Source organism: Moraxella sp. Pampa, from assembly GCF_035181385.1.
Taxonomy (GTDB): Bacteria; Pseudomonadota; Gammaproteobacteria; order Pseudomonadales; family Moraxellaceae; genus Moraxella.
Window position 1 is genome coordinate 66,955 of record NZ_JAXCJK010000002.1, and the last position, 24,642, is coordinate 91,596.

The 24,642-nt window shown below is 42.4% G+C and carries 17 protein-coding genes and 4 tRNA genes; 10 read left to right on the top strand and 11 right to left on the bottom strand.

Annotated features, from left to right (window positions below):
- The first annotated feature begins 84 nt into the window (after window positions 1–84).
- Both R0123_RS04725 and R0123_RS04730 read left to right on the top strand, forming a co-directional pair.
- Window positions 85–160, top strand: a tRNA-Gln gene (locus tag R0123_RS04725).
- Window positions 161–188: 28 nt separating this feature from the next.
- Window positions 189–264, top strand: a tRNA-Gln gene (locus tag R0123_RS04730).
- 9 nt (window positions 265–273) lie between these two features.
- Here R0123_RS04730 and R0123_RS04735 read toward each other — a convergent pair.
- On the bottom strand, window positions 274–483 hold the full coding sequence (locus R0123_RS04735) for a hypothetical protein (protein ID WP_323841209.1): 210 nt from the start codon (window positions 481–483) through the stop codon (window positions 274–276).
- Between R0123_RS04735 and R0123_RS04740 the strand changes: the two genes are divergently transcribed.
- The gene (locus R0123_RS04740; RefSeq protein ID WP_323841208.1) at window positions 477–1,430 is read left to right on the top strand and encodes a ribose-phosphate pyrophosphokinase; all 954 of its coding nucleotides are present in this window, start codon (window positions 477–479) and stop codon (window positions 1,428–1,430) included. The two genes, R0123_RS04735 and R0123_RS04740, sit on opposite strands and share 7 nt — an antisense overlap.
- Before the next feature lie 150 nt (window positions 1,431–1,580).
- Here R0123_RS04740 and putP read toward each other — a convergent pair whose 3' ends face one another.
- Window positions 1,581–3,077 carry a sodium/proline symporter PutP gene (putP, locus tag R0123_RS04745; protein WP_323843285.1) on the bottom strand — a complete coding sequence of 499 codons (1,497 nt, stop codon included), beginning with the start codon at window positions 3,075–3,077 and terminating at the stop codon, window positions 1,581–1,583.
- Window positions 3,078–3,525: 448 nt separating this feature from the next.
- Here putP and R0123_RS04750 point away from each other — a divergent pair, with 448 nt between their 5' ends.
- The 6 genes from R0123_RS04750 to hemN all read left to right on the top strand — a co-directional run bounded on the left by R0123_RS04750 (window position 3,526) and on the right by hemN (window position 12,113).
- The gene (locus R0123_RS04750) at window positions 3,526–4,197 is read left to right on the top strand and encodes a 50S ribosomal protein L25/general stress protein Ctc (RefSeq protein WP_323841276.1); all 672 of its coding nucleotides are present in this window, start codon (window positions 3,526–3,528) and stop codon (window positions 4,195–4,197) included.
- 137 nt (window positions 4,198–4,334) lie between these two features.
- Complete coding sequence (gene pth / locus R0123_RS04755) at window positions 4,335–4,910, top strand: aminoacyl-tRNA hydrolase (protein WP_323841206.1); 576 nt, start codon at window positions 4,335–4,337, stop codon at window positions 4,908–4,910.
- Window positions 4,911–5,212: 302 nt separating this feature from the next.
- Window positions 5,213–6,409: a hypothetical protein gene (locus tag R0123_RS04760; RefSeq protein ID WP_323843287.1), complete on the top strand. Its 1,197-nt coding sequence runs from the start codon at window positions 5,213–5,215 to the stop codon at window positions 6,407–6,409.
- Window positions 6,410–6,427: 18 nt separating this feature from the next.
- A complete protein-coding gene (locus tag R0123_RS04765) occupies window positions 6,428–7,711 on the top strand; it encodes a porin (protein ID WP_323841204.1) in 1,284 nt (427 codons plus the stop codon).
- A gap of 83 nt (window positions 7,712–7,794) precedes the next feature.
- The gene (locus R0123_RS04770) at window positions 7,795–10,389 is read left to right on the top strand and encodes a prolyl oligopeptidase family serine peptidase (RefSeq protein WP_323843288.1); all 2,595 of its coding nucleotides are present in this window, start codon (window positions 7,795–7,797) and stop codon (window positions 10,387–10,389) included.
- Window positions 10,390–10,712: 323 nt separating this feature from the next.
- Window positions 10,713–12,113: an oxygen-independent coproporphyrinogen III oxidase gene (gene hemN / locus R0123_RS04775; protein ID WP_323843289.1), complete on the top strand. Its 1,401-nt coding sequence runs from the start codon at window positions 10,713–10,715 to the stop codon at window positions 12,111–12,113.
- Between the two features lie 50 nt (window positions 12,114–12,163).
- Here hemN and R0123_RS04780 read toward each other — a convergent pair whose 3' ends face one another.
- The 3 genes from R0123_RS04780 to R0123_RS04790 form a co-directional block, all read right to left on the bottom strand.
- The gene (locus tag R0123_RS04780) at window positions 12,164–12,715 is read right to left on the bottom strand and encodes an RDD family protein (RefSeq protein ID WP_416381495.1); all 552 of its coding nucleotides are present in this window, start codon (window positions 12,713–12,715) and stop codon (window positions 12,164–12,166) included.
- Between the two features lie 241 nt (window positions 12,716–12,956).
- Window positions 12,957–13,033: transfer RNA gene (locus tag R0123_RS04785), tRNA-Arg, on the bottom strand.
- 118 nt (window positions 13,034–13,151) lie between these two features.
- Window positions 13,152–13,241 (bottom strand) — tRNA-Ser (locus R0123_RS04790).
- 205 nt (window positions 13,242–13,446) lie between these two features.
- Here R0123_RS04790 and R0123_RS04795 point away from each other — a divergent pair.
- Window positions 13,447–14,235 carry a hydroxymethylpyrimidine/phosphomethylpyrimidine kinase gene (locus tag R0123_RS04795; protein ID WP_323843445.1) on the top strand — a complete coding sequence of 263 codons (789 nt, stop codon included), beginning with the start codon at window positions 13,447–13,449 and terminating at the stop codon, window positions 14,233–14,235.
- 51 nt (window positions 14,236–14,286) lie between these two features.
- Here R0123_RS04795 and R0123_RS04800 read toward each other — a convergent pair whose 3' ends face one another.
- The 6 genes from R0123_RS04800 to rpoC all read right to left on the bottom strand — a co-directional run bounded on the left by R0123_RS04800 (window position 14,287) and on the right by rpoC (window position 24,577).
- Entirely contained in the window at window positions 14,287–15,153 is an 867-nt protein-coding gene (locus R0123_RS04800) for a CBS domain-containing protein (protein ID WP_323843291.1), read from the bottom strand.
- Between the two features lie 114 nt (window positions 15,154–15,267).
- Window positions 15,268–15,750 (bottom strand): YcgN family cysteine cluster protein, encoded by a 483-nt coding sequence (locus R0123_RS04805; RefSeq protein WP_323843292.1) that lies wholly within the window; start codon window positions 15,748–15,750, stop codon window positions 15,268–15,270.
- A 67-nt stretch (window positions 15,751–15,817) separates the two neighbouring features.
- On the bottom strand, window positions 15,818–17,320 hold the full coding sequence (locus R0123_RS04810) for an aminoacyl-histidine dipeptidase (protein WP_323843293.1): 1,503 nt from the start codon (window positions 17,318–17,320) through the stop codon (window positions 15,818–15,820).
- 70 nt (window positions 17,321–17,390) lie between these two features.
- The gene (gene gorA / locus R0123_RS04815) at window positions 17,391–18,752 is read right to left on the bottom strand and encodes a glutathione-disulfide reductase (protein ID WP_323841197.1); all 1,362 of its coding nucleotides are present in this window, start codon (window positions 18,750–18,752) and stop codon (window positions 17,391–17,393) included.
- A gap of 114 nt (window positions 18,753–18,866) precedes the next feature.
- Window positions 18,867–20,093: a phosphoglycerate dehydrogenase gene (gene serA / locus R0123_RS04820; RefSeq protein WP_323841196.1), complete on the bottom strand. Its 1,227-nt coding sequence runs from the start codon at window positions 20,091–20,093 to the stop codon at window positions 18,867–18,869.
- A gap of 257 nt (window positions 20,094–20,350) precedes the next feature.
- On the bottom strand, window positions 20,351–24,577 hold the full coding sequence (rpoC, locus tag R0123_RS04825; protein ID WP_323841195.1) for a DNA-directed RNA polymerase subunit beta': 4,227 nt from the start codon (window positions 24,575–24,577) through the stop codon (window positions 20,351–20,353).
- Window positions 24,578–24,642: the final 65 nt, after the last annotated feature.

Genomic DNA, 24,642 nt, shown 5'->3' on the forward strand with positions numbered 1-24,642 from the left:
AATTTAATCAATAAATTTTTTTAGATTTTTTTAAAAAAAATACTTGCATAATATAAATTTTTCGGTATAATTATCCGCCTATATAGGGGCGTCGCCAAGTTGGTAAGGCATCAGGTTTTGATCCTGACATTCGTTGGTTCGAGTCCAGCCGCCTCTGCCATTTTTAAACTTTTTTTAAAAGTTTATCTAGGGGTATCGCCAAGTTGGTAAGGCATCAGGTTTTGATCCTGACATTCGTTGGTTCGAGTCCAGCTACCTCTGCCATATTCAAGCCTAGCTTGAAACAAAAGCCAATTCTTCGGAATTGGCTTTTGTTTTATCCAGCCTTGACCTAATTTTCACACCATATAAAAACCAACAGCCTGCATCAGTTACAAGAAAATCAACCAAAGCGATGCAAATTTTGTATAAAAATGTTAAAATAAACACTAAGATTTTTTCTTTTATTTCTTTTAGCCTTTTTATAGGATTATCATATGTCATACATGGCCATCTTCTCAGGTAGTGCAAATCCACAGCTTGCTCAGATTGTCGCTGACCATCTTCATATCCCTCTAAGTAAAGCCGACATTACCCGCTTTTCTGATGGTGAAATTGCCATCGAAATTAAAGAAAATGTGCGTGGTAAAGATGTATTTATCCTACAGCCTACCTGTGCACCAACCAATGATAATCTCATGGAGATTGTGCTATTGGCTGATGCACTTCGTCGTTCAAGTGCAGGTCGTATCACAGCGGTAATTCCTTATTTTGGCTACGCCCGCCAAGACCGACGCCCTCGTTCGGCTCGTGTGCCCATTTCTGCTAAGGTGGTTGCTGATATGCTGTCAATCTCTGGTATTGACCGTGTGATGGTGGTGGATTTGCACGCAGACCAAATTCAAGGCTTTTTTGATGTGCCTGTGGACAATCTGTACGGCACGCCTGTATTGCTCAGCGATTTAAAACAGCAAAACTACGAAAATCTCATGGTTGTATCGCCTGATGTGGGTGGCGTGGTGCGTGCTCGTGCCATGGCAAAGCTGCTTGGTGATACCGACCTTGCCATCATTGACAAGCGTCGTGCTCGTGCTAACGAATCACAAGTCATGCACATCATCGGTGATGTCAACGCTCGTGATTGCGTCATCATTGATGATATTGTAGATACCGCAGGCACGCTGTGCAAAGCCGCTCAAGCCCTAAAAGACAATGGTGCACGCCGTGTGGTTGGCTATATCACTCACCCTGTCCTATCAGGCAAGGCGATTGACAACATCAGCAATTCAGCATTGGACGAAATTGTTGTTACAGACACCATTCCGCTATCAGATGCTGCCAAAGCCTGCCCAAAAATCCGCCAAGTAAGCATCGCATCGCTACTGGCAGAAAGCCTACGCCGTATTAACAATGAAGAATCCATCAGTGCACTGTTTGACTATGGTGCATAAGGTTTTTATCAATTTTAAAAACCCATCAAGCCGATGGGTTTTTTATTTATACCTTTTATACTACACTACCGGTCTTTACTATTAGTCTTTCAATCACCCATGAATAAAAAAACACCGTCAATGCGGTGTTTTTTTTATGGATCGATATCTTTATTTTAAGATTTTTTCCATTTGTTCAAAACGCTCAACAATGTAGGCTTTTGGTGGTGCTGTCATCAAACTTACCACAACAGTTGCAATGGCACTAAACACAAAGCCTGGCATGATAGAATAGATGGCATCATTGGCAGGCTGGCCATTAATTTCAAAACCGCCATATACCCAGATAATCACCGTCAAAGCACCGACAATCATACCAGCCAACGCCCCATGGCGGTTCATGCGTTTCCACATCAAACTAAACAATACCAAAGGACCAAATGCCGCACCAAAGCCCGCCCAAGCGTGCGATACCAGTTTTAATACCGAACTGTCTTTATCACCTGCAATGATGATGGCAACGATTGACACCACAACGACCGAGATACGACCCACCAAAACTTGGCGTGCCTCCGAAGCCTCTTTATTCAAGAATAACTTATATACATCACGAGTAAGTGAGCTTGACACTACCAAAAGTTGGCTTGAAATGGTACTCATGATCGCCGCCAAAATTGCAGCAAGCAAGAAACCAGAAATCAGTGGGTGAAATAAGATTTGTGAAAATACCAAGAAAATGGTTTCTGGATCATCTAAGGTCATGCCTTGGTTATGAATATATGCCAGACCAGACAGACCCACCATCAACGCACCAATCAAGCTCAAAATCATCCAGCTCATGCCAATGGCACACGCTGTTGGCACATCTTTGTGTGAGCGAAGTGCCATAAAACGCACGATGATGTGTGGCTGACCAAAATAGCCCAAACCCCATGCCGCCAAAGAGATTGCTCCCATGACACTCACACCACTCATGATATTAAGATAGTCAGGATTAACTGATTGTGCTACCACAAACCCCTCAGAAATACCACCGATTTGGGTAAACGCCACAAATGGTACAAGTAACATAGCAACCAACATGATGATGCCTTGCACAAAGTCAGTCAATGACACCGCCAAAAATCCACCAAATAATGTATAGGCCACAACCACGCCTGCCGTTACCCATAGGCCAAGCTCATACGACAAACCCAATGAGTTTTCAAACAGCTTACCACCACCAACTAAGCTTGCTGCCGTATAAACCGTGAAGAACAAAATCACCACCAACGCAGAGCCCAAACGCAATGCGTGTGATGAGTCATCAAAACGATTGGCAAAAAAGTCAGGCAATGTGATTGCATTGTCTGCCAATTCGGTATAGATACGCAAACGAGGTGCAACCAATAGATAATTGGCAAATGCACCAACCATTAAACCGCCTGCAATCCAAAAACTGACAATACCAGAGGCGTACATATAGCCTGGCAAGCCAAGCAACAACCAGCCTGACATATCCGACGCACCTGCCGACAATGCAGCCACCGCAGGGCTTAGATTACGACCGCCAAGCATATAGCCTTCAACATCGTTTTGTTGTCTAAAATAAGCATACACCCCAATAGCAATCATCAATAGAAAATAGATTGCCAGAGAAATCCATACGCCAGAAGCCACATTGCTCATGACATTCTCCTTAAAATTTTTTAACCGTTAAAAGCATTTTTTTGCAAACTTAAAAGCTTAAGCAAAAATTCAGTCTTGTCGCCTTGTTTTTTTGCTGATATGAGCCATATCATTACAAACATCATTCAAGGCGTGTTATTTTTGTAACAAACTTATCTATTATATAACAAAAACCTCCAAAATAGATAAAGAATATGAGACTTGTTCTCAATAATGGTGGATTTTTTAAATATTTTTACCAAAATTAACCATGAAACAACCATCTTTTCTTGGTAATAAGCTCAAATCAGCACAAAAACCTTTGCCAATGATAAAAATTTTTAGTATAATTGATGGCTAATTTTCCAAGCATAAAGCGAAGTTATCCTTCTTTTTTGCCAACTGCCTTGGAAGATGATTAGGCTGGTCGCAAGCCTAAATCTTTCATTCATTTCCCATTTAAGGAATCATCATGAGTTACACTCTAAATGCCGTAGCACGCGCTACCGAACAGCAGGGCAAAGGTGCGAGCCGCCGCCTGCGTAAAGAAAATCTAATTCCTGCCATCATCTATGGTGGTGAAGGTGAGCCAGTTTCTATTTGCGTAAAAACAAATGAATTAGTTAAAGCCATTTCAGAAGACGCATTCTTTTCTAGCATCATCAGCATTGAGCTAGATGGTCAAAAGCACGAAGTGGTCATCAAGGCACTACAACGCCATCCGTCAAAGGGTTTTCCGCTACACGCTGACTTCCAACGCATTGTTCGTGGTCAAGAGATGAACTTTAATGTACCTGTACAGTTTGTTAATGAAGAAGCATCAGCTGGCAAAAAAGCTGGTGGCGTACTTACTCAGCTGATGAACGACATTCAAGTAACTTGCCTACCACGTAACCTACCTGAATTCATTGAAGTTGATGTGGCTGCACTAGAAGTGGGCGACAACATTCGCCTAGGCGATGTTGTACTACCAGAAGGCTTGACATTGGTTCTACATGACGACAGCGAACTAGACAACGCCGTTGTTAGCATGCAAGCACCAACTGTAGAAAAAGTTGAAGAAGAGAGCGAAGAAGAAAGCACTGAAGCACAAGCTGTTGAAGCACCTGCTGAAGATGCACAAAGCCAAGAAGAAGAATGATACAACCATCAGAGTAAATCATTCTAATGATTCAAAAGCCAGCAAAATTTTGCTGGCTTTTTTGTTACCAATTTATTTTCATTTTATTAAAAATTAACTATAATAATCGGTAATTTTTTTACTCATAAAGACAAGACATGACCATAAAACTCATCGTTGGACTTGGCAACCCTGGCAACGAATACAAAGACACTCGCCATAATGCAGGATTTTGGTTTATTGATAAAATTGCCGAGCAATTTAACATCAACCTAAGCCATGATAAAAAATACCACGGTCATGTTGGTCGTGGTATGATTTTTGGTCAAGATGTACGCCTATTAAAACCCGATACCTTCATGAATCGCTCTGGGCTTGCTGTCGCTGCCTTGGCAAAATTTTATAACATTTCACCAAATGCAATGCTTATCGCTCATGACGAATTGGATATTGATGCAGGCAGTATCCGCCTAAAAACAGGTGGTGGGCATGGTGGGCATAACGGACTAAGAGATATAGTACCGCACATCGGTGCTGATTTTCATCGCCTACGCATTGGCATTGGCCACCCTGGGCACGCCAGCAAAGTCAGTGGTTGGGTGCTGTCCAAGCCAAGTTGCAATGACTTCATCAGTATTGATAAAGCACTAGATTGTGCCATCGATAATCTGAAGCTTATCATGTCAGGCAATCTTGATAAAGCCCAAAATAACATCAACAGTTTTAAACTTTAACTCACATACAAGCTTGACGCTCCGTGCTATTGTTAGCCATGACACACATCAATCAGGCTGTTGATCACAAATATTTACATACAAAACAGATAGTCAGGCTCTTATTATTTATTTTTTAAAATTGTTGCTTGATTTTCAATATTTGTCATGCTAATCTAAACAAACCAAGAGTTTTGTATCATTTTACTAAATGAGCACTTTTGGTAATATTTGTCTTAAGACCCTTTCTTGCCATGACTGCTTTTTTCAAATTTACAGACACCGCTAGGACTGGTTTACTTGTTAAGGAGAACCGAATTTTTATGCTTAAGATAACCCCCCACACCAAACTTAAATCTACCTCAAAATTTTTATTCATCTCCATTCTGGCAGCTTTGGCAATGCCTGCTCACAGTGTGTGGATCAGCACTCCAAATGTCCGAGATGGTCTACAATTATATGTTGGTGGTAGTGTCAATCCTAGGCTCAGCACCACTTCAGATAAGTTTAACTATACCATGGCAGACCCTGCCATTTATGGTAAAGATGGTACATTAGCAGATGTACTGGCTGACCAAGACCGTAAAGATGCCGATGAGCGTCTCAAAGCAGAAGGTCTTGATGATGCAGGCATTGAGCTGTATGTTACTCAAGCATTGACCAAAAAACTTAAATTAGGCGGCACCACTTATCTGTATTACAACCAAAATTCTAGTACTAACTACGGTGCGCTTTGGGGTGTATCACTCGATTTTGGATCATTTGGAGAATTGGGTCGTGTTACTGTTGGTGATGGCTGGACTCGTTTGCCTGTCAAGCAGACCGATGTTGACAATATTCTCCAAAGCAGAGGTACAAATATCTCAGCTCGCTACACCAAAATACCCAACTTAACACTGGCTGGCTACCATTTATTTAATGCCTCGCCTGATGTCAACAGTCGCTATCAGTTTGGTTTGCATAAAAGTAGCGGTGTCTCAGCGGGATATGAGTTTGATTTTGGGGCAAGAAACAACTTAACGCTGGCGGCAGGCTATACCAAAAGCGAAGGACATAAAGACCCTTATTATGCTGAGGAAATCAGTCAGGGAGAATCTTATCTTGTGGGCATCGGTTTGCAGGACAATAATCTAAAACTTGGCTTAGATTATGGCCAAAGAAACAACAAGTACAATGGCGTTTGGTGGGACAACTTAAATACCAAAGTATATGGTGTTAAAGCAACCTATGAATTTACGCCTCGCCTGAGTGGCACTCTAAGCTACGCTCATAAGACAGACACCAATGGCAAAGCTGTTAGTTTCAAAGATTTGGCCAAACACCAAAATGTAAACGAAGCTCAATTTTTTGAAAAAGTTAAACAAGATCGCTATCTTGCCAAGCTAGAATATCAGCTATATAAAAACATCAGCCTAAATGGTGAGGTGTCAAACACCCAAACCAAGAACTATGTTACAGAGGGTGAATTTAGTAAGCGTGATAGACTTTATACTTCTGTTGGTGCTTCTTTCTCATTTTAATTTTAAAGGACTTTTTATATGAATAATACAGCCACTTTTCGCTTAACCAAACTTGCTTTAACCCTCAGTGTCATTGGTCTTGGCATGAGCAGCCATGCTGTGTATAATTTGTACACCAAAGACGGTCTAAGCCTTGACATCAACGGTCAGATTGATATGCAAGCCACCAACCAAGATGCCAAGCACCATATCCTAAACGATGGTGATGGTGAAGATTGGCACAGCGATGGCGGAGTATCACCTGTAGAGACTCCAAAAGATGCTACAGACAAACAAACCAGATTGGGACAAAATCAAGGGGTTTCTTATGTGGAATTTCGTGCCTCTCAAAAACTGCCTAATGACTGGCGTACCACTGCCAACATTGGTCTAGGATACAGCGACAGTCGCAATATGTATCTATCAAACTCAAGCTTATCAATTGACAAAAAGGGCATTGGTGCAGTCAGCTTGGGTCGTCAATACCTACACACCAATTATGTCAATCGCACAGGCACTGACACACCACTTGACATATTTAGCACCTCAGCACTTCGCTTAGACTACTATGGCCAAAAAGGACTGCACGCCAGTGCTTATTACAGCTTCTCTGGTGTGAATGATGTACGAAAAGATGATAACTCTGGCATCAAATCAGGCTATGGTGCTTCGCTAAGCTACCGCTACCCAATCAAAGCAGACCACAGTGTTCGTTTTGGTTTGGGTTATAGCCAAAAAGAGGCAAATCCAGCATACACGCCTATTGTTTTAAACTCAGGTGGCAATCGGGTTGATTTTGGGTGGATTAATAACACCCTAAACCAACACCCCGCCCAAACCCAAAGTGTGGCTGGCTCTGTTGAATACCAAGTAGGCAAATTGCTGGTTGCTGCTGATATTGGTCGCAAAAAAGAGACTTTCTCAAAAGATGAAAAAACGCCACTTGACACCAAAACCAGCGACTACTTGGGTGCAAAAGTTGCTTATGACATCAACCCTATTTTCCAAGTCAGTGCAGGTCACGGCATCAAAAAAGCCAGCACGCAGCTTAAAAAAGGTGCCAAACCTTTAAGTACAGACCTTAGAACCCTTGATCCTAATGATCCCAAGCAATATTATTCTTATGTAGATGGTGATGAAACTCATCTGTTTGACAATGCCGATACCAAAGAAAGCTATGTTCAGCTTGACTACCGTGTGCGTCCTAATGTGCGTCTATACACCCGTTATGATATCGAAGAGACCACATTTAAAGTTGCAAGCAAAGACATCAGCCGTCTTAGCGATAAGAATGTTCGTGCTGGACTTGTCTTCACTTTCTAAGACCCATCACATGACCATCAAGAGCATTTTTACAATGTGATTGATGGTCATATTGAGGGACTGACTTATAGGAATAATTGTAAATGAAACCAACTCAATTAAGCACGCTTTTTCTTGCTTTGGCTGCTTGCCTATCTGCAGGTATGGCCCATGCAGAAGATGACAAAAACCAAGTAAAAAAATTAAACTACCCACACACACCCATTCATCAAGAACAGCTGGATCCATTTTTGTATGGCGAATTTGGCATATCAGCCAATACAGCTTCTACAAGAAATGCCGTACACAGCTCCAATCCTCATGCACCTGATGATGGCATTGACCATTATGCTGCCGCAACTCATGTTGATAAATATCGCTGGTTGGAAGACTACGATAATATTGATGCTCGTATTGCTAAAGAGAGCAGTAAAGACAGAGAACGCAACCTCATTGGCACCATTCAAGAAGACGACAAGCCTCTTACCCAAGCAGTTGTCGAGTACTTGCAAACCGTTCCAACACCAACCTCAAGCCGTGTCAATGACTGGGTTAATGCCCAAAATGCCGTCACTGAAAGCTACATTCAACAGTTACCTGTTTATGAACAGCTCAAAAAAAATGTCGACGCTCTAAAAAATGTCGAACACACCGTTGAGAGAATCTATCGCAAAGACATTGGTGAGATTCGATCGTATCGCCACAGCGATGGTTATTTTCGCATTGAGCGAATTGCTCCTGATGGTACACGGACCGAGCTTGTCAATGAGGCAAACATCTCTGCTGATGGCGAGAAAGCACCTGATGGCAAAGCAACCATTCGTGGCAGTGTCAAAGCCAGCAAAGACGGTTCTTACATTTCTTTTTTTGTAAGACAAGGCAGTGCTGATGTTGACCCTTGGTTCCTGCACATCATCAACACCAAGACAGGTGAACTTGCTACCCCAATCATCGGTCGCATCAATCGCACAAACCCTGCTGCAGAATGGTTCGATGATGATACCATCTACTATGGAGCGGTTGAAGAGCATCGTTCATTGGTCTTTTACCGTGACATTGGCAAAGAAAAGTTCATCGATCCTGTCGCCATACCTCTTTCGCATGTTGATGGAGCTAGTATCAATAGCATCTCCTTTGAAGGCAAGGACAAACGCTATATCGTCATGGACACTTGGAACAGTGCTGACTCCGTTTATATTAAAGACCGTCAAACAGATTTAAGCTATCGCCTGCACAGCAAGAAATTCTTTGATGAAGTGTTCAAAAATAATCCATCTTTTAATAATAACATCTTAGCAAAACTGGTTCATTTTGATCCAGAGACACGCGATGCCTATATCATCAGCGGTGAGAATAACCGCAAGGGCGAGATCATCAAAATCAATCTTGACAACCTAAATAAGCGTGAGGTATTTTTAACCACACCGCCTGAATACGACATCATGCGTGAGGCCTACTATCACAAAGAAGGCGATGGCTACTTCTTGGTGAGCTATCTAAAAGATGGGGTGAGTCGCCTGATTCTTATAGACATCAAAACAGGAGAAAGTAAAGATCTGACCCCAGCACAAGGTGCAGGATATATTTCCAAGCTTTCAGGCAATGTCGTTGATGACTCTTCAGATGAGGAAGAAGACGCTGAAGCCAAAAAGCATGACCCAGAAGCCTCAGAAAACTATATCAAATTCCGATTTAGCAATCCAACTTTACCATCAACAGACTACAAGTATAGTATTGCCAAAGGAAAGTTCTTGGATATTCGTCGCTTCGACCTGACGCCTTTTGATGACAGCCAGTTTGAAACCAAGTTGGTATTTTACACCGCCAACGACGGCACAAAAATCCCAATGAACATCAGCTACAAAAAGGGCATCAAATTAGACGGCAAAAACCCAACATTACTATATGGTTATGGTGGTTATGGGGTTATCTATGACCAAGTGTTCGGTTTTCCTGCCAATGCCATCTGGCTAGAAAACGGTGGTGTGTGGGCACACGCCTTCATTCGTGGCGGCGGTGAATACGGTGATGCGTGGCAAAATGCTGCCAAACATGATAAACGCTTGGTAGGCTACGATGACTTCGCCTCTGCTGCTGATTATCTAAATAATGCAGGTTATGCCAACCCTGATCATTTGGGCATCATTGGTGGCTCAAATGGTGGTTTGCTGGTTGGTGCAGCGATGGTTCGCCACCCTGGCAAATACCGAGTGGCATTCCCACAAGTTGCTGTACTTGACCAACTTCGTCATGAAAAAGCTGGCATCACCCAATTTTGGATGGAAGAATACGGCACACCTGAGGAAAGTCGCCATGTGTATGATGTTTTGATGAGTTATTCACCTTATCAAAACCTAAAATCAGGCAATTGCTACCCATCTACACTCATTCAGACCTCAAAACGAGACGACCGAGTCGTACCTTCACACTCCTACCGCTTTGCTGCCAAGCTACAAGAGGTTCAAAGTTGTGACAGACCTGCTTTGTTAAGTGCTTCTGAAGATCATGGCCATGGTCCTAACACCTATGCCGAACGCGTAGAGAATGAACTAACAACTGTGGCGTTTGCATTGAATGAAATGGGCATTACCAGTGTGCCAAATCTTGAGCAACGCCCAACTGCTGATGAGATGAAAACTGCTAAATGGCGTGCAGAAGATGCCAAAAAAGAGCAGGAATATTTAAAGCATAGACAATAAGTCAAATAACCTGTACTAAAAAAAATAAAAACCGCTCGTGATGGGCGGTTTTTATTTTTTTAAACCAAAATCATCATTGTTAGCACAACTGCCAGAGCATAGCCCCCATCTGATCATCACCAGCAAACCAAACCTCCATCTATCACCCATATCAAAACCGCAAAATCAGCACCATAAAAAACACACCGCTAAAAAAAATGAGCAAATCACTCTTTTAAAACATCTTAGCAAATATTATCCGATAAATTGATAACCCATTAAAAGCAAGGTATAATAATCCAAACATACCAACTAAAAACAAATGCTAAAAAAAGGGGCGAGCCATGAATCCTTATGCCAATCATCAACCTCTACATTTTAGCGATGTACACTTTGATGAGTCCTTAATTAAAAAATACAACCGACAAGGTCCAAGATACACCTCCTACCCCACCGCACTTGAATTCTTGCCCATCGCTGATGGCGTAGAACAACAAATTTTAGCAAAAAAAGATCCCAAAACACCCATTTCACTGTATTTTCACATTCCATTTTGTCGTCATCTATGTTATTACTGTGGCTGTAATAAAATCATTACCAAAAAAAATAGCGATGCTGGCGATTATTTAGATTATCTCATCAAAGAGGTCAAGCACAAAAAATCCTATTTAAATGGCAATCCAATCGTCAAACAGCTACATCTTGGTGGGGGTACACCGACTTTTTTTAGTGATGATGAATTGGTGGCACTTTGGGAGTTTTTACAAGATGAGTTTGAGTTTGCCCCAGATGGTGATTATTCAGTAGAAATAGACCCACGAGAGCTTGGGGAGCATACACTAACCACACTCAGACAGTTGGGATTTAACCGCCTAAGCTTTGGCGTGCAAGATTTGAATGAAAAAGTACAGATTGCTGTCAATCGTATCCAGCCAGAGTCTTTAATCCGCCAAGTAATGGCAGATGCTCGCAAACTTGGATTTTGCTCAATCAACATTGACTTAATTTACGGCCTGCCACACCAGACAATAAAAAGTATGGCAGATACAGTAGCACGAATCATCGACATCAGCCCTGACCGCCTATCGATTTTTAATTATGCACACCTGCCAGAGCGGTTCGTCGCCCAGCGTCGTATCAAAAACGAAGACTTGCCAAGCCCTGCTGATAAATTGGTCATGTTTGGCAATACCATCAATACACTCAACGATGCAGGCTATCAATACATCGGTATCGATCACTTTGCCCGTCCAGATGATGCCATGGCAATCGCTCAACGAGAAGGAAAACTGCATCGCAACTTTCAAGGTTATGCCACCCTTGGTGAATGTGACTTACTTGCCTTTGGCGTATCCTCCATCAGTCAAATTGGCCAAGATATTCTTCAAAATCACACCGACCTGACTGAATATAAACACATGATTGATGATGGCAAATTGCCCGCTGTCAAGCACATCAAATCTAACGCCAAAGACAAACTTCGCCGTTATGTCATCATGAATCTTTTATGCCATGATCGCCTAGATTTTGCCGATATTAACGCAAAATTTAACATTGATGCAAAAAGTTATTTTAATAATGAGCTGATTCAGCTTGCCGACATGGCAGATGATGAATTGGTTGTCATCAATGAATCAGGTGTTGAAATCTTACCAAAGGGAAGGATTTTAGGACGCAGTGTGGCCATGCTGTTTGATGAATATCTCACACAAAAACACACCAACCGATTCTCAAAGGTCATCTAAAAAAAGCGTTCATGATGAATTTCATGAACGCTTTTTTAGCACAATCCATTTTATTTATTCAAACCCTTACGCCTTAATGAGGCAAAAAGACCTTCATGCTCAAATTTTGGCACCTTTAAAGTCATGGTGTTGGACAAAATATCATGCACCGATAAACCACGACGATTGAACCAGCAAAATACATAATTAAACATCAAGCCAAAAAAAGCACTCAGCAGAATCGCCAAACGAGAACCATTGACCATTGCACCTATCAACGCAAATAAAAATGGCACAGCACACGCACCGATAATACGCTTAAAGCTATCACCCCAAGTCAAAAGTTGACCATCTCTTGTAACGGTTTTTAGTCGCCAAGTCTGCATACCGAGCGTTTGTCCAGACTTTCGCCAAAATATGCCATAAAACCCCACCAAAGTCAGTACAAAGGCAGGGGTCATCACGCCGTTTTGATACCAAACTGGCAAAGATTTTGCATCAGCAGCACTGCCTCCCACCTCAAAAAACATCAGCGTACCAACCACTGATAATACAAGCCCCATTAAAAACAACATCGCCAAAATCAGCATGCCATCATACAACATGGTTAATAAACGAACCACAGGGCCTGAGATAACAATTGGCTCATCTTGAACAGTTTTGATTTTTGGTGATTGAGAAATTTTTTGGTGTTGCTTCATAAACTTGGTCATGATGTATGATGAATTAAAATTTCGTTTTATTTTAGCATGAAACAACAAGAAATTCCCCAAACATTTTAATTAAAGTCTTTGCTACATTTCACCAGATTTTTAGCACAAAAAAATCACCAAAACTATTTTGTTTTGATGACTTTTTGTTATATGGCGCACCCGGAGAGATTCGAACTCCCGACCCCTTAGTTCGTAGCCAAGTGCTCTATCCAACTGAGCTACGGGTGCGTATTGTCAAGATTTAACATCAACTGCTTTCGTCTTGATGGTGTACTATTATACTAAAATAATTCAGTAAGTCAAGTATTTTTTTAATTTATTTTCAGAGTAACTCAAAAAAAATAAATGGCGGTGACGGAGGGATTCGAACCCTCGATACAGTTTCCCGTATGCATCCTTAGCAGGGATGTGGTTTCAGCCACTCACCCACGTCACCGTTTTATTTGACAAAATGCGTGTAAATCACAGCATGTTGTGGGCGGTAATTATAACAAAGTTTTAATATTTTGCAAGCAATTTTTGACAAAAAAGCTAAAATTTTCAAAAAAAGCATATAAACCTATGAAAAAATCCGTAGAATTTGCTATGATATCATCAATCTAGCAAGCTCTATGATAAGGATTTTTATGGCCATACATACCATGCGTCCCACCGTGCTGTGTTTTTCTGGGCTTGATCCATCAGGTGGGGCTGGATTGCAAGCTGACATCGAGTCTATCGGTGCATCAGGTGCACACGCAACGGTGGCGTGCACAGCCATTACAGTACAAAACTCTCAAGCGGTGCTTGGCTTTGAGCCAGTATCAAGCACGCTACTAAAAGCTCAAGCACAGGTCGTACTTGATGATTTGCCCGTCAAAGCCATTAAATCAGGCATGTTAGGCACGGTAGACAATATCGCCATGCTCACCGATTTATTTGTCAGCAACATCATAGATGCAGGCACGCCATTTGTACTAGACCCTGTTTTGGTGGCAAACTCTGGCGGTCATCTTGGCGACAAAGACACGCTAGTCAAAGCATTCGCCCAACTATTACCTCACGCTACGCTCATCACACCAAACACACACGAACTGCGTGCATTAACAGGATTTGACGACCTACACGATTGTGCCAAGGCATTAAATGGTACGGGCGTAAAAGCTGTACTGGTCAAGACTTCACATGATTTTGAAAGTGGTAACATTGAACAATTTTTATATATCAATGAAAAAATTGCTCACACAAGCATCATTGAACGGTTAGATGGCGAATTTCACGGCTCAGGTTGCTCGCTGGCCAGCTACATTGCAGGAAGATTGGCAATAGGGGACGACTTAATTGGTGCGGTCAAAAATGCTGATACATGGATCATCAACACCCTAAAAAATGCCGACAGACCACACCCAGACAATCCAAAAGCACAGCTTATCCCCAATAGATTCATATAATAAAAATAAAAAAGCACAATTGATGATTGTGCTTTTGATGAAATTTAGATGTTAAACCTCTGATTGTGGGCAATAAGCTACTTCTAGCAGATAAATGAATCGCCCCTCTACATCAATGACCGTGATCTGCCAATCATCAATCTGTACCATCTCGCCCTCAAGATGGCCTACCGAACCAAGTGCCTGCATGACCAACCCACCCATCGTATCCACATCTTTGTCATCAAACTGTGAACCAATGGTTTCATTACAGCTACCAATCAGTGTTGATGCTTGAATCAGCCACACACCCTCTTTGGTGGCGTGCGGAACAATATTATTAATATCGCTGTCTTCATCAATATCATCATGCTCATCAACGATATCACCGACAATTTCTTCTAGCAAATCTTCCATTGTCACAATGCCTGATACCGAACCAAACTCATCAAGCACCACCGCCATATGAACTTGTGCCTTTTGCAATAGGCGAAGAAGGGTATCTGAGCGTGCTGATTCGTTGATATACAAAGGCTTTCTGACAATATCTTTTAATATAAACGGCTCATCAATGCCTTTTGCATGCTTGGCAAAAATAGGTATCAAATCCTTAGCAAGCAAAATCCCAATCACTGCATCATTATCATGGCTATCAAATACAGGATAACGGGAGTGCTCTGTATCAAGAAGCAATGCCAAAATGTCAGCGATACTGTCATTGCTATTTACAGCAGCAAGCTGTGGGCGTGGTGTCATGATTTCACGCACTTGGGTTGCTGGCAAATCAAGCACACCTTCAAGCATATCTACTGTATCAGGCTCCAAAAATTGGCGTGAATCCTGCACCAACTTCAACAAATCATCACGAGTTTCAGGGGCAGTGGAGAGCCAACGCTTTAGCCCTCGCCTCCAACTGCCCGATTGACTGTCGTCAGACATTGCAAATCCCTTAGAATTGATAGAAAGTTTTGTTTAATTTAGCGGATTTATCAAGATTATTCAAGCGTTAATTCAAATAATTTTTGTTGATTTCGCAATAAGCATACATCGCTTTTAGACTTTCACCCAGCGAATCACTCTTTCTTCAATATCTTCTTCGTCAAATAAGCTTTCAGACACACAGCGACCACGCACACCAACATCACTCATCGCTTTATCGTGCATTGTCTGCCCTGCAACAAGATAGTGCCAATATGGCAGTTGTCGCCCCAAATGCAGTCTTTTATAGGCACAATGCCTTGGTAGCCACATCATATCTACCACCATGTCAGCGGTCAGACGAATACAGTCAGGAACATATTGTTTACGATTAACATAATCAGAACAATGCCCAGTTGTGCAGTCAAGCAATTGACAGGCCACATCAGTATATGTGGTAAATTTTGGATCATCATCGTCCAAAAATTTTACCAAACAGCACACACCGCAACCATCGCACAGCGCTTCCCATTCATCATCATTAAGCTCGCTTAAAGGATATTTTTCCCAAAATCGCTCTCTGAGTTGGTCGGTTTGGCTGTTATGGTGCATTATCATGACTGGTGAGTGAATAAAAGATTTATATTGTTACAACAAGAATGATTTTTAAAAATTCAAACAAAAGTTAGGCTTTTTTGGGTGCGTTAGCTAAAATCTGCGTAAGCAACTGCCAATAAGTATTCACGCTATCAATATGTACCATCTCTTGTGGCGAGTGGGCATTTTTAATGGTTGGCCCGATAGAGACAATATCCATCTCAGGGTGGCTTTGCTTAATCAATCCACATTCTAGTCCTGCATGAATGACCTTTACCTCTGGCTCATGCCCCAGTATTTTGGCGTACAATTCATTGGTCAAGCGTGTGATTTTTGAATACTCATCAGGATTCCAGCCCACATAACTGCCCACAAATTCAGCACTCGCCCCTGCCAATGTTGCCAAGCTATTGATGGTCTGGCAAACAGCATCTTTGCCAGACTCCACCAAAGAACGAATCAATAAATTGGCATTTAGACCCAGTTCATCAAGGCTTAGCACACCAAAAGACAATGAAGTTTCTACTGTATTATTTGCCATGTCAGAGTTTCGTACCACGCCATTTGGTAGGGCATTCACCAGATGAATGATGCGTGCCGTATCTTTTATGCCTAGTACTTTATTTGCTTTTGCTGTTTTTTTAATCACACAAACAGCTTTTGGCTCTGCCTTTTTGATTTCATCAAACACCACATCAAAAGCCGATTGTAACGCCGTCATCAAGTCGCCTTGTGTCATTTCATCACACGCCAAAGTAATATTTGCTTCTCTAGGAATGGCGTTTCTAAGTGTGCCACCTTTTAGATTTGCAATAGCAAACTTACCATCAAATTTTGGCAAGACCATCGCCAAAATGCGAGACAAAATTTTTATGGCATTGCCTCGATTCTTGTGAATGTCGATACCAGAATGACCACCGCTAAGACCTTTTATGGCAAAAACAAAACTGCTGTCAAAATGATTGTCAATCTGCTTGCAAGGTAGTTGTACATTGGCATCTATACCGCCAGCACAACCAACATAAACCTCACCAATCTCCTCAGTATCAGTGTTGATCATCAGCTTTGATTTAAGCTCTCCTGCTTGCAATCCAAACACACCCACCATGCCTGTCTCTTCGGTCATGGTAAGCAGTACCTCAATGGCAGGGTGAGCCAAATCATCACTTTGCAACACCGCAAGACAGCTGGCCATGCCAATGCCATTATCCGCTCCCAAAGTCGTACCAGTCGCCATAAGCCAATTTGGATTTTCAGGGTTTGTTCGCAAAATAATAGAATCTTGTGTAAAGTCATGCAGTGTATCAGCATTCGCCTGTGGCACCATGTCAAGATGTGCTTGTAGGGCAATTGACTCACGGTCTTCCATGCCACAAGTGGCAGGTTTGGTGATGATGACATTGCCCACGCCATCACGGCGAGCGGACAGCCCACAAGATATGGCCCAATCCATGATATGATTGGCAAGTGCCTCTTCATGATGGCTTGGGTGCGGAATGGCACAAATTCTAGCAAACCATTGCCAAAGCAGGCTTGGTTTTAGATGTGCTACGACAGATGCATTGCTCTGATAAGCCGTCATATTTAGCATATTCTCACCTTCCTTTTGGTTTTAGATGCACCCATTTTATCACATTTAAGCATAAATCTCATGCTTGCCCTCATCTCATCGTAACAAATTCTTCTGAACCTGTTGGGTGAATGGCAACTGTATCATCAAAATCACGCTTAACCGCCCCCATCTTAATGGCGACAGCAAAGCCTTGAATCATCTCGTCCACACCCAAGCCCACGCCATGTAGGCCCACCACTTTTTCATCATCTCCCACGCACACCAATTTCATGCGACATGGCTCACGATGGGCAGTGATGGCAGAATACATTGGCGTAAAGTTTGATTGATAGACCTTTACTTTATCTACACCAAACTGAGCCACCGCCTCACTCTCGGTCATGCCGACTGTGCCAATTGGTGGGTGGCTAAATACAACTGTAGCAACATTGCTATAATCTAAGCGTTCGTTAGGCTTGTTATTAAAAAGTCGCTCAGAAAGCCTACGCCCTGCAGCAACTGCCACAGGGGTCAATTCAATACCATTTTCAATGATATCGCCCACAGCATAAATACCATTGACATTGGTATTTTGAAATTCATCAGTGATGATTTGCCCTTTGACATTCGTCGCCACGCCCAGAGCTTCCAAGTTGATTGTATCAGTAGCAGGAACACGGCCTGTCGCCCAAATTAGGCATTCAACATTCAAATTCTCGCCACCATCTAGATGAACGGTTAAACCCTCGCCTTTTTCAATCTTTGTCGGATTGACGCCCGTATGGAAGGTGATGCCATCTTTTGTCATGATATCAGTTAACACCTCAACGATGTCATCATCAAAACCCTTTAAAATGCCACTACGCACACAAAGGTGCGTCTGCACACCCAGTGCATTCATCACGCCCGCAATCTCAACACCAATATAACCGCCGCCTATAATAGCAACGGATTTGGGCAATTTGGTCAAATCAAAAAACCCATCTGAATCAATGCCAAATTCTGCACCCTCAATGTTAGGGCGGTAAGGACGGCCACCTGTGGCAATTAAGATATGATCGGCTGTGATGACCTCACTGGTACCATCTTCATGGTTGATCTCCACCGATTGAGCATCAACAAATTTAGCGAATCCATTGATTAAAGTAACACCATTTTTTTCAAAAGTATTTTTATAGGACTGATGAATACGGCCAATGTAGGCTTGTCTATTTTTGACAAGCGTGGCAAAATCAAAATCCTGAACATCTAATTTAAAACCATAATCAGGAGCGTAGTGATGGATTGCAGCTGCCATGTTTGCACCATACCACAGCACTTTTTTTGGGACACAACCAACATTAACACAAGTACCGCCGACATGCTTAGCCTCAATAATGGCAACTTTTTTGCCATACATAGCAGCACGATTTGCTGATGCAATACCGCCAGAACCACCGCCGATGGTGATGTAATCAAAATGTCTGGTCATGACTTTTTTCCTTATAAATTTTAATTAAAACTGCCCAAAAAATTAGCTCATTTTATCACAAAATAAAACCACCTCATCAAGAAAGCGGTTTTATTTTGTTAATGATTCGGTTCGTCAAAATAGTACCCGTACTCGAATTGTCTCAGCGACAGCACGCAAGCGAGTCATTGCTTTTTCAGAATCATTATCATCTACATCCATTACTAGATAACCGACATCACCCTTAGTCATGAGTGATTGTGCGACAATATTAATACCAGCATCAGCAAATGAGGCGTTAATTTGCGACAAAACACCAGGGACATTCTTATGAATGTGTAGCAGACGGTGCGTACCTACAATAAATGGGATTGAAACATTCGGAAAATTGACTGCACTGGTCGTATCACCTTGGTCAGAATACTTAACAAACTTCTCAGCGACTTCCAGGCCAATATTTGCTTGTGCTTCTTGAGTTGAGCCCCCTACATGTGGCGTCAAAATGACATTATCGAAAGCACGAAGCGCAGAGACAAATTCTTCATTGGCAGATTTAGGCTCTTTTGGAAACACATCAATTGCCGCACCCAAAATTTTGCCACTTTCTAGAGCCTTTGCCAATGCATCAATGTCCACACAGCCACCACGAGCTGCATTAATAAAGAATGCACCATCTTTCATTTTAGCAAATTCAGCCTTGGTCATCATGTTACGCGTACTTGGTAAATCAGGCACATGTAGTGTTACCACATCAGCGTTGGCAAGCAACTCATCTAAACTGGCAACTTGAGTGGCATTACCCAAGGGCAATTTGGTCATCGCATCATGATAAATCACTTTCATGCCCAAACCCTCAGCAAGCACTGACAATTGAGAGCCAATAGAACCATAGCCTACAATGCCCATCGTCTTACCACGCACCTCAAAGCTATCTTTGGCAGATTTATTCCAACCACCACGATGCACAACCGCATTCTTCTCAGGTATGCCACGCATCAGCATGATTGTCTCAGCCAGCACCAGCTCCGCCACCGAGCGAGTATTGGAATAAGGAGCATTAAACACAGGAATGCCCAATTCCAAAGCAGCATCTAAGTCTACTTGGTTGGTACCAATACAAAAACAGCCAATTGCGATCAACTTCTCGGCAGATTCTAACACCTTGCGAGTTAATTGTGTGCGTGAGCGAATACCAACAAAGTGTGCGTCCTTGATTTTTTCAATCAGCTCAGCCTCATCAAGTGCAGATTTGATGTATTCAATATTATGATAGCCTGCATCATTTAGTACTTTTAAGGCGTTATCATGCACGCCTTCAAGAAGTAAAAAGCGAATTTTGTCTTTTTGGAGCGATAAAGTCATAAAAAATTTCTCACATATTAAAAACAAGGCGGAATATAGTTATACACTGATTATATCAATTTTGCAACCAATTGCCTTTAAAAAGCAATACAAAAATCTCTCAAACCAATCAAAAAGCCTTTGTAAATAGCAAGTAATCATCAGCTTTTTCAATAAATTCATTTAAAGTCAGTATCATGCTTGGCACTAAAATCGGTATCATCATACCATAAAATACCATAAAAAAAGCTCACCATCAGTGAGCTTTTTTTATATTTTTAGCTGTCTTGACCCAGCTCATCAGCAAAGGCCTTGGCAAAGCTGTCCTCTGTCGATAAAGCATCGCTTGGTGCTAAAATATCATCAAGCGTGATATCGTCATTGGTTGTTGTATTTTCCAAGGCAAGCTCTGCTTTACGCTTGCGGTTTTGGTGATAAGCAAGTCCAGTACCTGCTGGAATCAAGCGACCCACAACAACATTTTCTTTTAGACCTGTTAAGTCATCAACCTTGCCCATTGTCGCAGCCGCAGTAAGCACTCGGGTGGTCTCTTGGAATGATGCTGCCGAAATGAAGGATTCGGTTGCAAGCGATGCCTTGGTGATGCCAAGTAGCTGACGCTCAAACTGTACTGGGAACTTATTGTTTGCAATCAGCTCTTCATTCAGTGCACGAATCTTCGTATATTCAGCCTGATCACCTTTGAAGTAGCTAGAATCGCCACCATCGGTGATTTCAACTTTACGCAGCATTTGACGCACAATGACTTCAATGTGCTTATCATTGATCTTAACACCTTGTAGACGATAAACTTCTTGCACTTCATTAACGATGTAATTGGCAAGTGCTGTTTCGCCTTTTAAGCGTAAGATATCATGCGGATTTTGTGGGCCATCAGACACCACCTCACCACGCTCAACAGTTTCACCTTCAAACACATTGATCTGACGCCATTTTGGAATCAATTCTTCATGAACATTACCATCTTCATCAGTGATGATAAAGCGGTTTTTGCCTTTGGTTTCTTTGCCAAAAGAAACCACACCGCTCATTTCTGCCATAATAGCGTGATCTTTTGGACGGCGTGCTTCAAATAGGTCAGCAACGCGTGGCAGACCACCCGTAATATCTTTTGTGCCTGAGGTAGCTTGTGGCACACGACCTAACACCGAACCTGCAGTAACTTGCTCGCCTTCTGACACACGAATGACCGTCTCAGCAGGTAGGAAATAAATCACTTCCTTGCCATCAGCAGTATCCAAAATGATTGCAGGACGCAAATCTTTTGCGATACTTGGGCGGTCTTTACTTGCCAAAATTTCAAATGAACTCATACCTGTGGTTTCGTCCACTTTTACGGTTGCTGTCATGCCATCTGTGATATCGCTAAATCGTGCCACCCCTGCAAACTCTGTGATGATTGGGTGAGTATGCGGATCCCACTTGGCAATCACATCGCCTGCCAATACCTCAGCACCATCACGGAGCAATACATTAGAACCATAAGGCACTTTATAGCGTTCACGCTCACGACCTTGTGTGTCTGCAACGCCAATTTCTGCCGAACGAGACACCACCACCAAATGACCATCAGCATGTTCTACAGTTTTCATGTTGTGGAAACGAACAGTACCGTTGCTACCTACAGAAACACTGTTATCAACAGCTGCTGCACTTGCTGCACCGCCCACATGGAAGGTACGCATCGTAAGCTGTGTGCCTGGCTCACCAATTGATTGAGCCGCCATCACGCCCACAGATTCACCAATATTTACCAGATGACCTCGTGCCAAATCACGGCCATAGCACTTAGCACACACACCATGACCTGACTCACAGGTAATCACCGAACGCACATAAACCTCATCAATTGCGTTGGCATCTAGTTTTTCAACCATACGCTCATCTATCAGCGTACCAGCAGGGGCAATAACCTCGCCATCAGCGGTTAATACATCTTTTGCAGTAACACGACCAAGCACACGATCGCCCAATCGTTCAACAATTTCGCCACCATCAATCACAGGCGTCATACGCTGACCAGACTCTGTACCACAGTCATCAATGGTAATGACCAAATCTTGTGCCACATCAACCAAGCGACGAGTCAAATAACCAGAGTTTGCGGTTTTTAAGGCGGTATCAGCAAGACCTTTACGAGCACCGTGTGTCGAGATAAAGTATTGCAATACTGTCAAGCCTTCACGGAAGTTTGCCTTAATTGGTGTTTCAATAATAGAACCGTCTGGCTTTGCCATAAGTCCACGCATACCAGCAAGCTGTCGAATCTGGGTGGCACTACCACGAGCACCAGAATCTGCCATCATATAAATTGAGTTGAATGATTTTTCACGCTCAGTCTCACCATCGCTATTAACAACCTCATCGGTTGATAAATTATCCATCATCGCGTTGGCAATCTTATCTGATGTACGAGACCAAATATCAACAACCTTGTTATAGCGTTCACCTGCAGTTACAAAACCTTGCTCAAATTGTTGCTCAATTTCTCGCACTTCTGCATCAGCTGCTTCCATAATTTCTTTTTTGGCAGGTGGAATGACCATATCCTCCATACCAATTGAAATACCAGACAAGGTCGCCTGAGCAAAACCCAAGTACATCAAATGATCGGCAAATAGTACAGATTCTTTTACGCCCAATTTACGGTAGCACGAGTTCAGCAACTTAGAGATGTTTTTCTTGGTCATCTCCTGATTACATTCACTAAACGCCATGCCTTCTGGCATAATATTCCAAATAAGCAAACGCCCAGCTACAGTATCTTTAACTTCGGTTTTGGTGGTTTTTTCGCCTGTTTTTTCATCAATGATGGTTTCTGTAACACGCACCTTAATCTTAGCATTTACAGACAAATCATCAGAGCCAATCGCACGCAAGGTCTCATTAACGGTGCTAAACACCATATTTTCGCCTTTGGCATTCACATGGCTACGACTGATATAATACAGACCCAAAACAACATCTTGTGATGGCACAATGATTGGCTCGCCATTTGCTGGCGATAAGATGTTGTTAGTAGACATCATCAAGGCACGAGCTTCTAGCTGAGCTTCAAGTGTCAGTGGCACATGCACCGCCATTTGGTCACCGTCAAAGTCGGCGTTAAATGCCGCACAAACAAGTGGGTGCAACTGAATCGCCTTACCTTCAATCAACACAGGTTCAAATGCTTGCAAACCCAAACGGTGAAGAGTTGGTGCACGGTTGAGCAGTACTGGATGTTCACGAATGACGCTTGCCAACATATCCCAAACGGCTGGTTCTTCACGCTCTACCATTTTTTTGGCAGATTTAATGGTTTGAGCAATGTTGTTTTGCAACAACTTAGCATAAGTAAATGGCTTGAACAGTTCTAGTGCCATTTTTTTAGGCAAACCACACTGATGTAGACGAAGCGTAGGACCTACCACAATCACCGAACGACCCGAATAATCCACACGCTTACCTAGCAGGTTCTGACGGAAACGACCTTGTTTACCTTTGATCATGTCAGCAAGTGATTTTAGTGGGCGTTTGTTAGAGCCAGTGATTGCACGCCCACGACGACCATTATCCAATAAAGCGTCCACCGCTTCTTGGAGCATACGCTTTTCATTTCTGACAATAATATCAGGGGCATTTAATTCTAAAAGGCGTTTTAGACGGTTGTTACGGTTAATAACACGACGATATAAATCGTTCAAATCACTTGTGGCAAAACGACCACCTTCAAGCGGCACCAATGGACGCAAATCTGGCGGTAACACTGGTAATACTGTCATTACCATCCATTCAGGCTTATTGCCAGAATCACAAAAAGATTCCAACAACTGCAATCGTTTTGACATTTTTTTCAGTTTAGTTTCTGAACTGGTCTGTGGAATGAGTGCACGCAGTTCGTCAATTTCACCATCAACATCAATATCTTTTAGTAGATCTTGAATGGCCTCTGCACCCATTTTTGCAATAAATTCATCGCCATATTGTTCAAGAGCAGTAAAATATTCTTCATCGTCAAGCAACTGATATTTTTCAAGAGCGGTCATACCAGGGTCGGTAACAATATAGCTTTCAAAATATAGTACTCTTTCGATATCACGCAAGGTAATATCAAGCAGTAGACCAATACGGCTTGGCAATGATTTTAAGAACCAAATATGAGCCACTGGACTGGCCAGCTCAATATGCCCCATGCGGTCGCGACGAACTTTGGCAGTGGTAACCTCAACGCCACATTTTTCACAAATGATGCCTTGAAATTTACGGCGTTTATATTTGCCACACAGACATTCAAAATCTTTGACAGGGCCAAAAATCTTGGCACAAAACAAGCCATCACGCTCAGGCTTAAAGGTACGATAGTTAATCGTTTCTGGTTTTTTAACCTCGCCATGCGACCATGACTTGATGGTATCAGGACTTGCCAAGGAAATTTGAATGCTGTCAAATTCTTTAATGCCGTTATCGGCAGGGCCTTTCATGATGTCTAATAAATCTTTCAAAAGGATTCTCCATTATGTTCGTCAAATCGGTATTCGTTAATTCATTCACCTAGGCAATGACAAGC

Bases quoted from the DNA above. Each gene is read 5' to 3' on its own strand.
- R0123_RS04795 (WP_323843445.1), top strand. From the start codon at position 13,447: ATGCGTCCCACCGTGCTGTGTTTTTCTGGGCTTGATCCATCAGGTGGG.
- R0123_RS04765 (WP_323841204.1), top strand. From the start codon at position 6,428: ATGAATAATACAGCCACTTTTCGCTTAACCAAACTTGCTTTAACCCTC.
- R0123_RS04800 (WP_323843291.1), bottom strand. From the start codon at position 15,153: ATGTCTGACGACAGTCAATCGGGCAGTTGGAGGCGAGGGCTAAAGCGT.
- hemN (WP_323843289.1), top strand. From the start codon at position 10,713: ATGAATCCTTATGCCAATCATCAACCTCTACATTTTAGCGATGTACAC.
- putP (WP_323843285.1), bottom strand. From the start codon at position 3,077: ATGAGCAATGTGGCTTCTGGCGTATGGATTTCTCTGGCAATCTATTTT.
- R0123_RS04760 (WP_323843287.1), top strand. From the start codon at position 5,213: ATGCTTAAGATAACCCCCCACACCAAACTTAAATCTACCTCAAAATTT.
- R0123_RS04805 (WP_323843292.1), bottom strand. From the start codon at position 15,750: ATGATAATGCACCATAACAGCCAAACCGACCAACTCAGAGAGCGATTT.
- R0123_RS04735 (WP_323841209.1), bottom strand. From the start codon at position 483: ATGACATATGATAATCCTATAAAAAGGCTAAAAGAAATAAAAGAAAAA.
- pth (WP_323841206.1), top strand. From the start codon at position 4,335: ATGACCATAAAACTCATCGTTGGACTTGGCAACCCTGGCAACGAATAC.
- gorA (WP_323841197.1), bottom strand. From the start codon at position 18,752: ATGACCAGACATTTTGATTACATCACCATCGGCGGTGGTTCTGGCGGT.
- R0123_RS04740 (WP_323841208.1), top strand. From the start codon at position 477: ATGTCATACATGGCCATCTTCTCAGGTAGTGCAAATCCACAGCTTGCT.
- R0123_RS04810 (WP_323843293.1), bottom strand. From the start codon at position 17,320: ATGCTAAATATGACGGCTTATCAGAGCAATGCATCTGTCGTAGCACAT.
- serA (WP_323841196.1), bottom strand. From the start codon at position 20,093: ATGACTTTATCGCTCCAAAAAGACAAAATTCGCTTTTTACTTCTTGAA.
- R0123_RS04770 (WP_323843288.1), top strand. From the start codon at position 7,795: ATGAAACCAACTCAATTAAGCACGCTTTTTCTTGCTTTGGCTGCTTGC.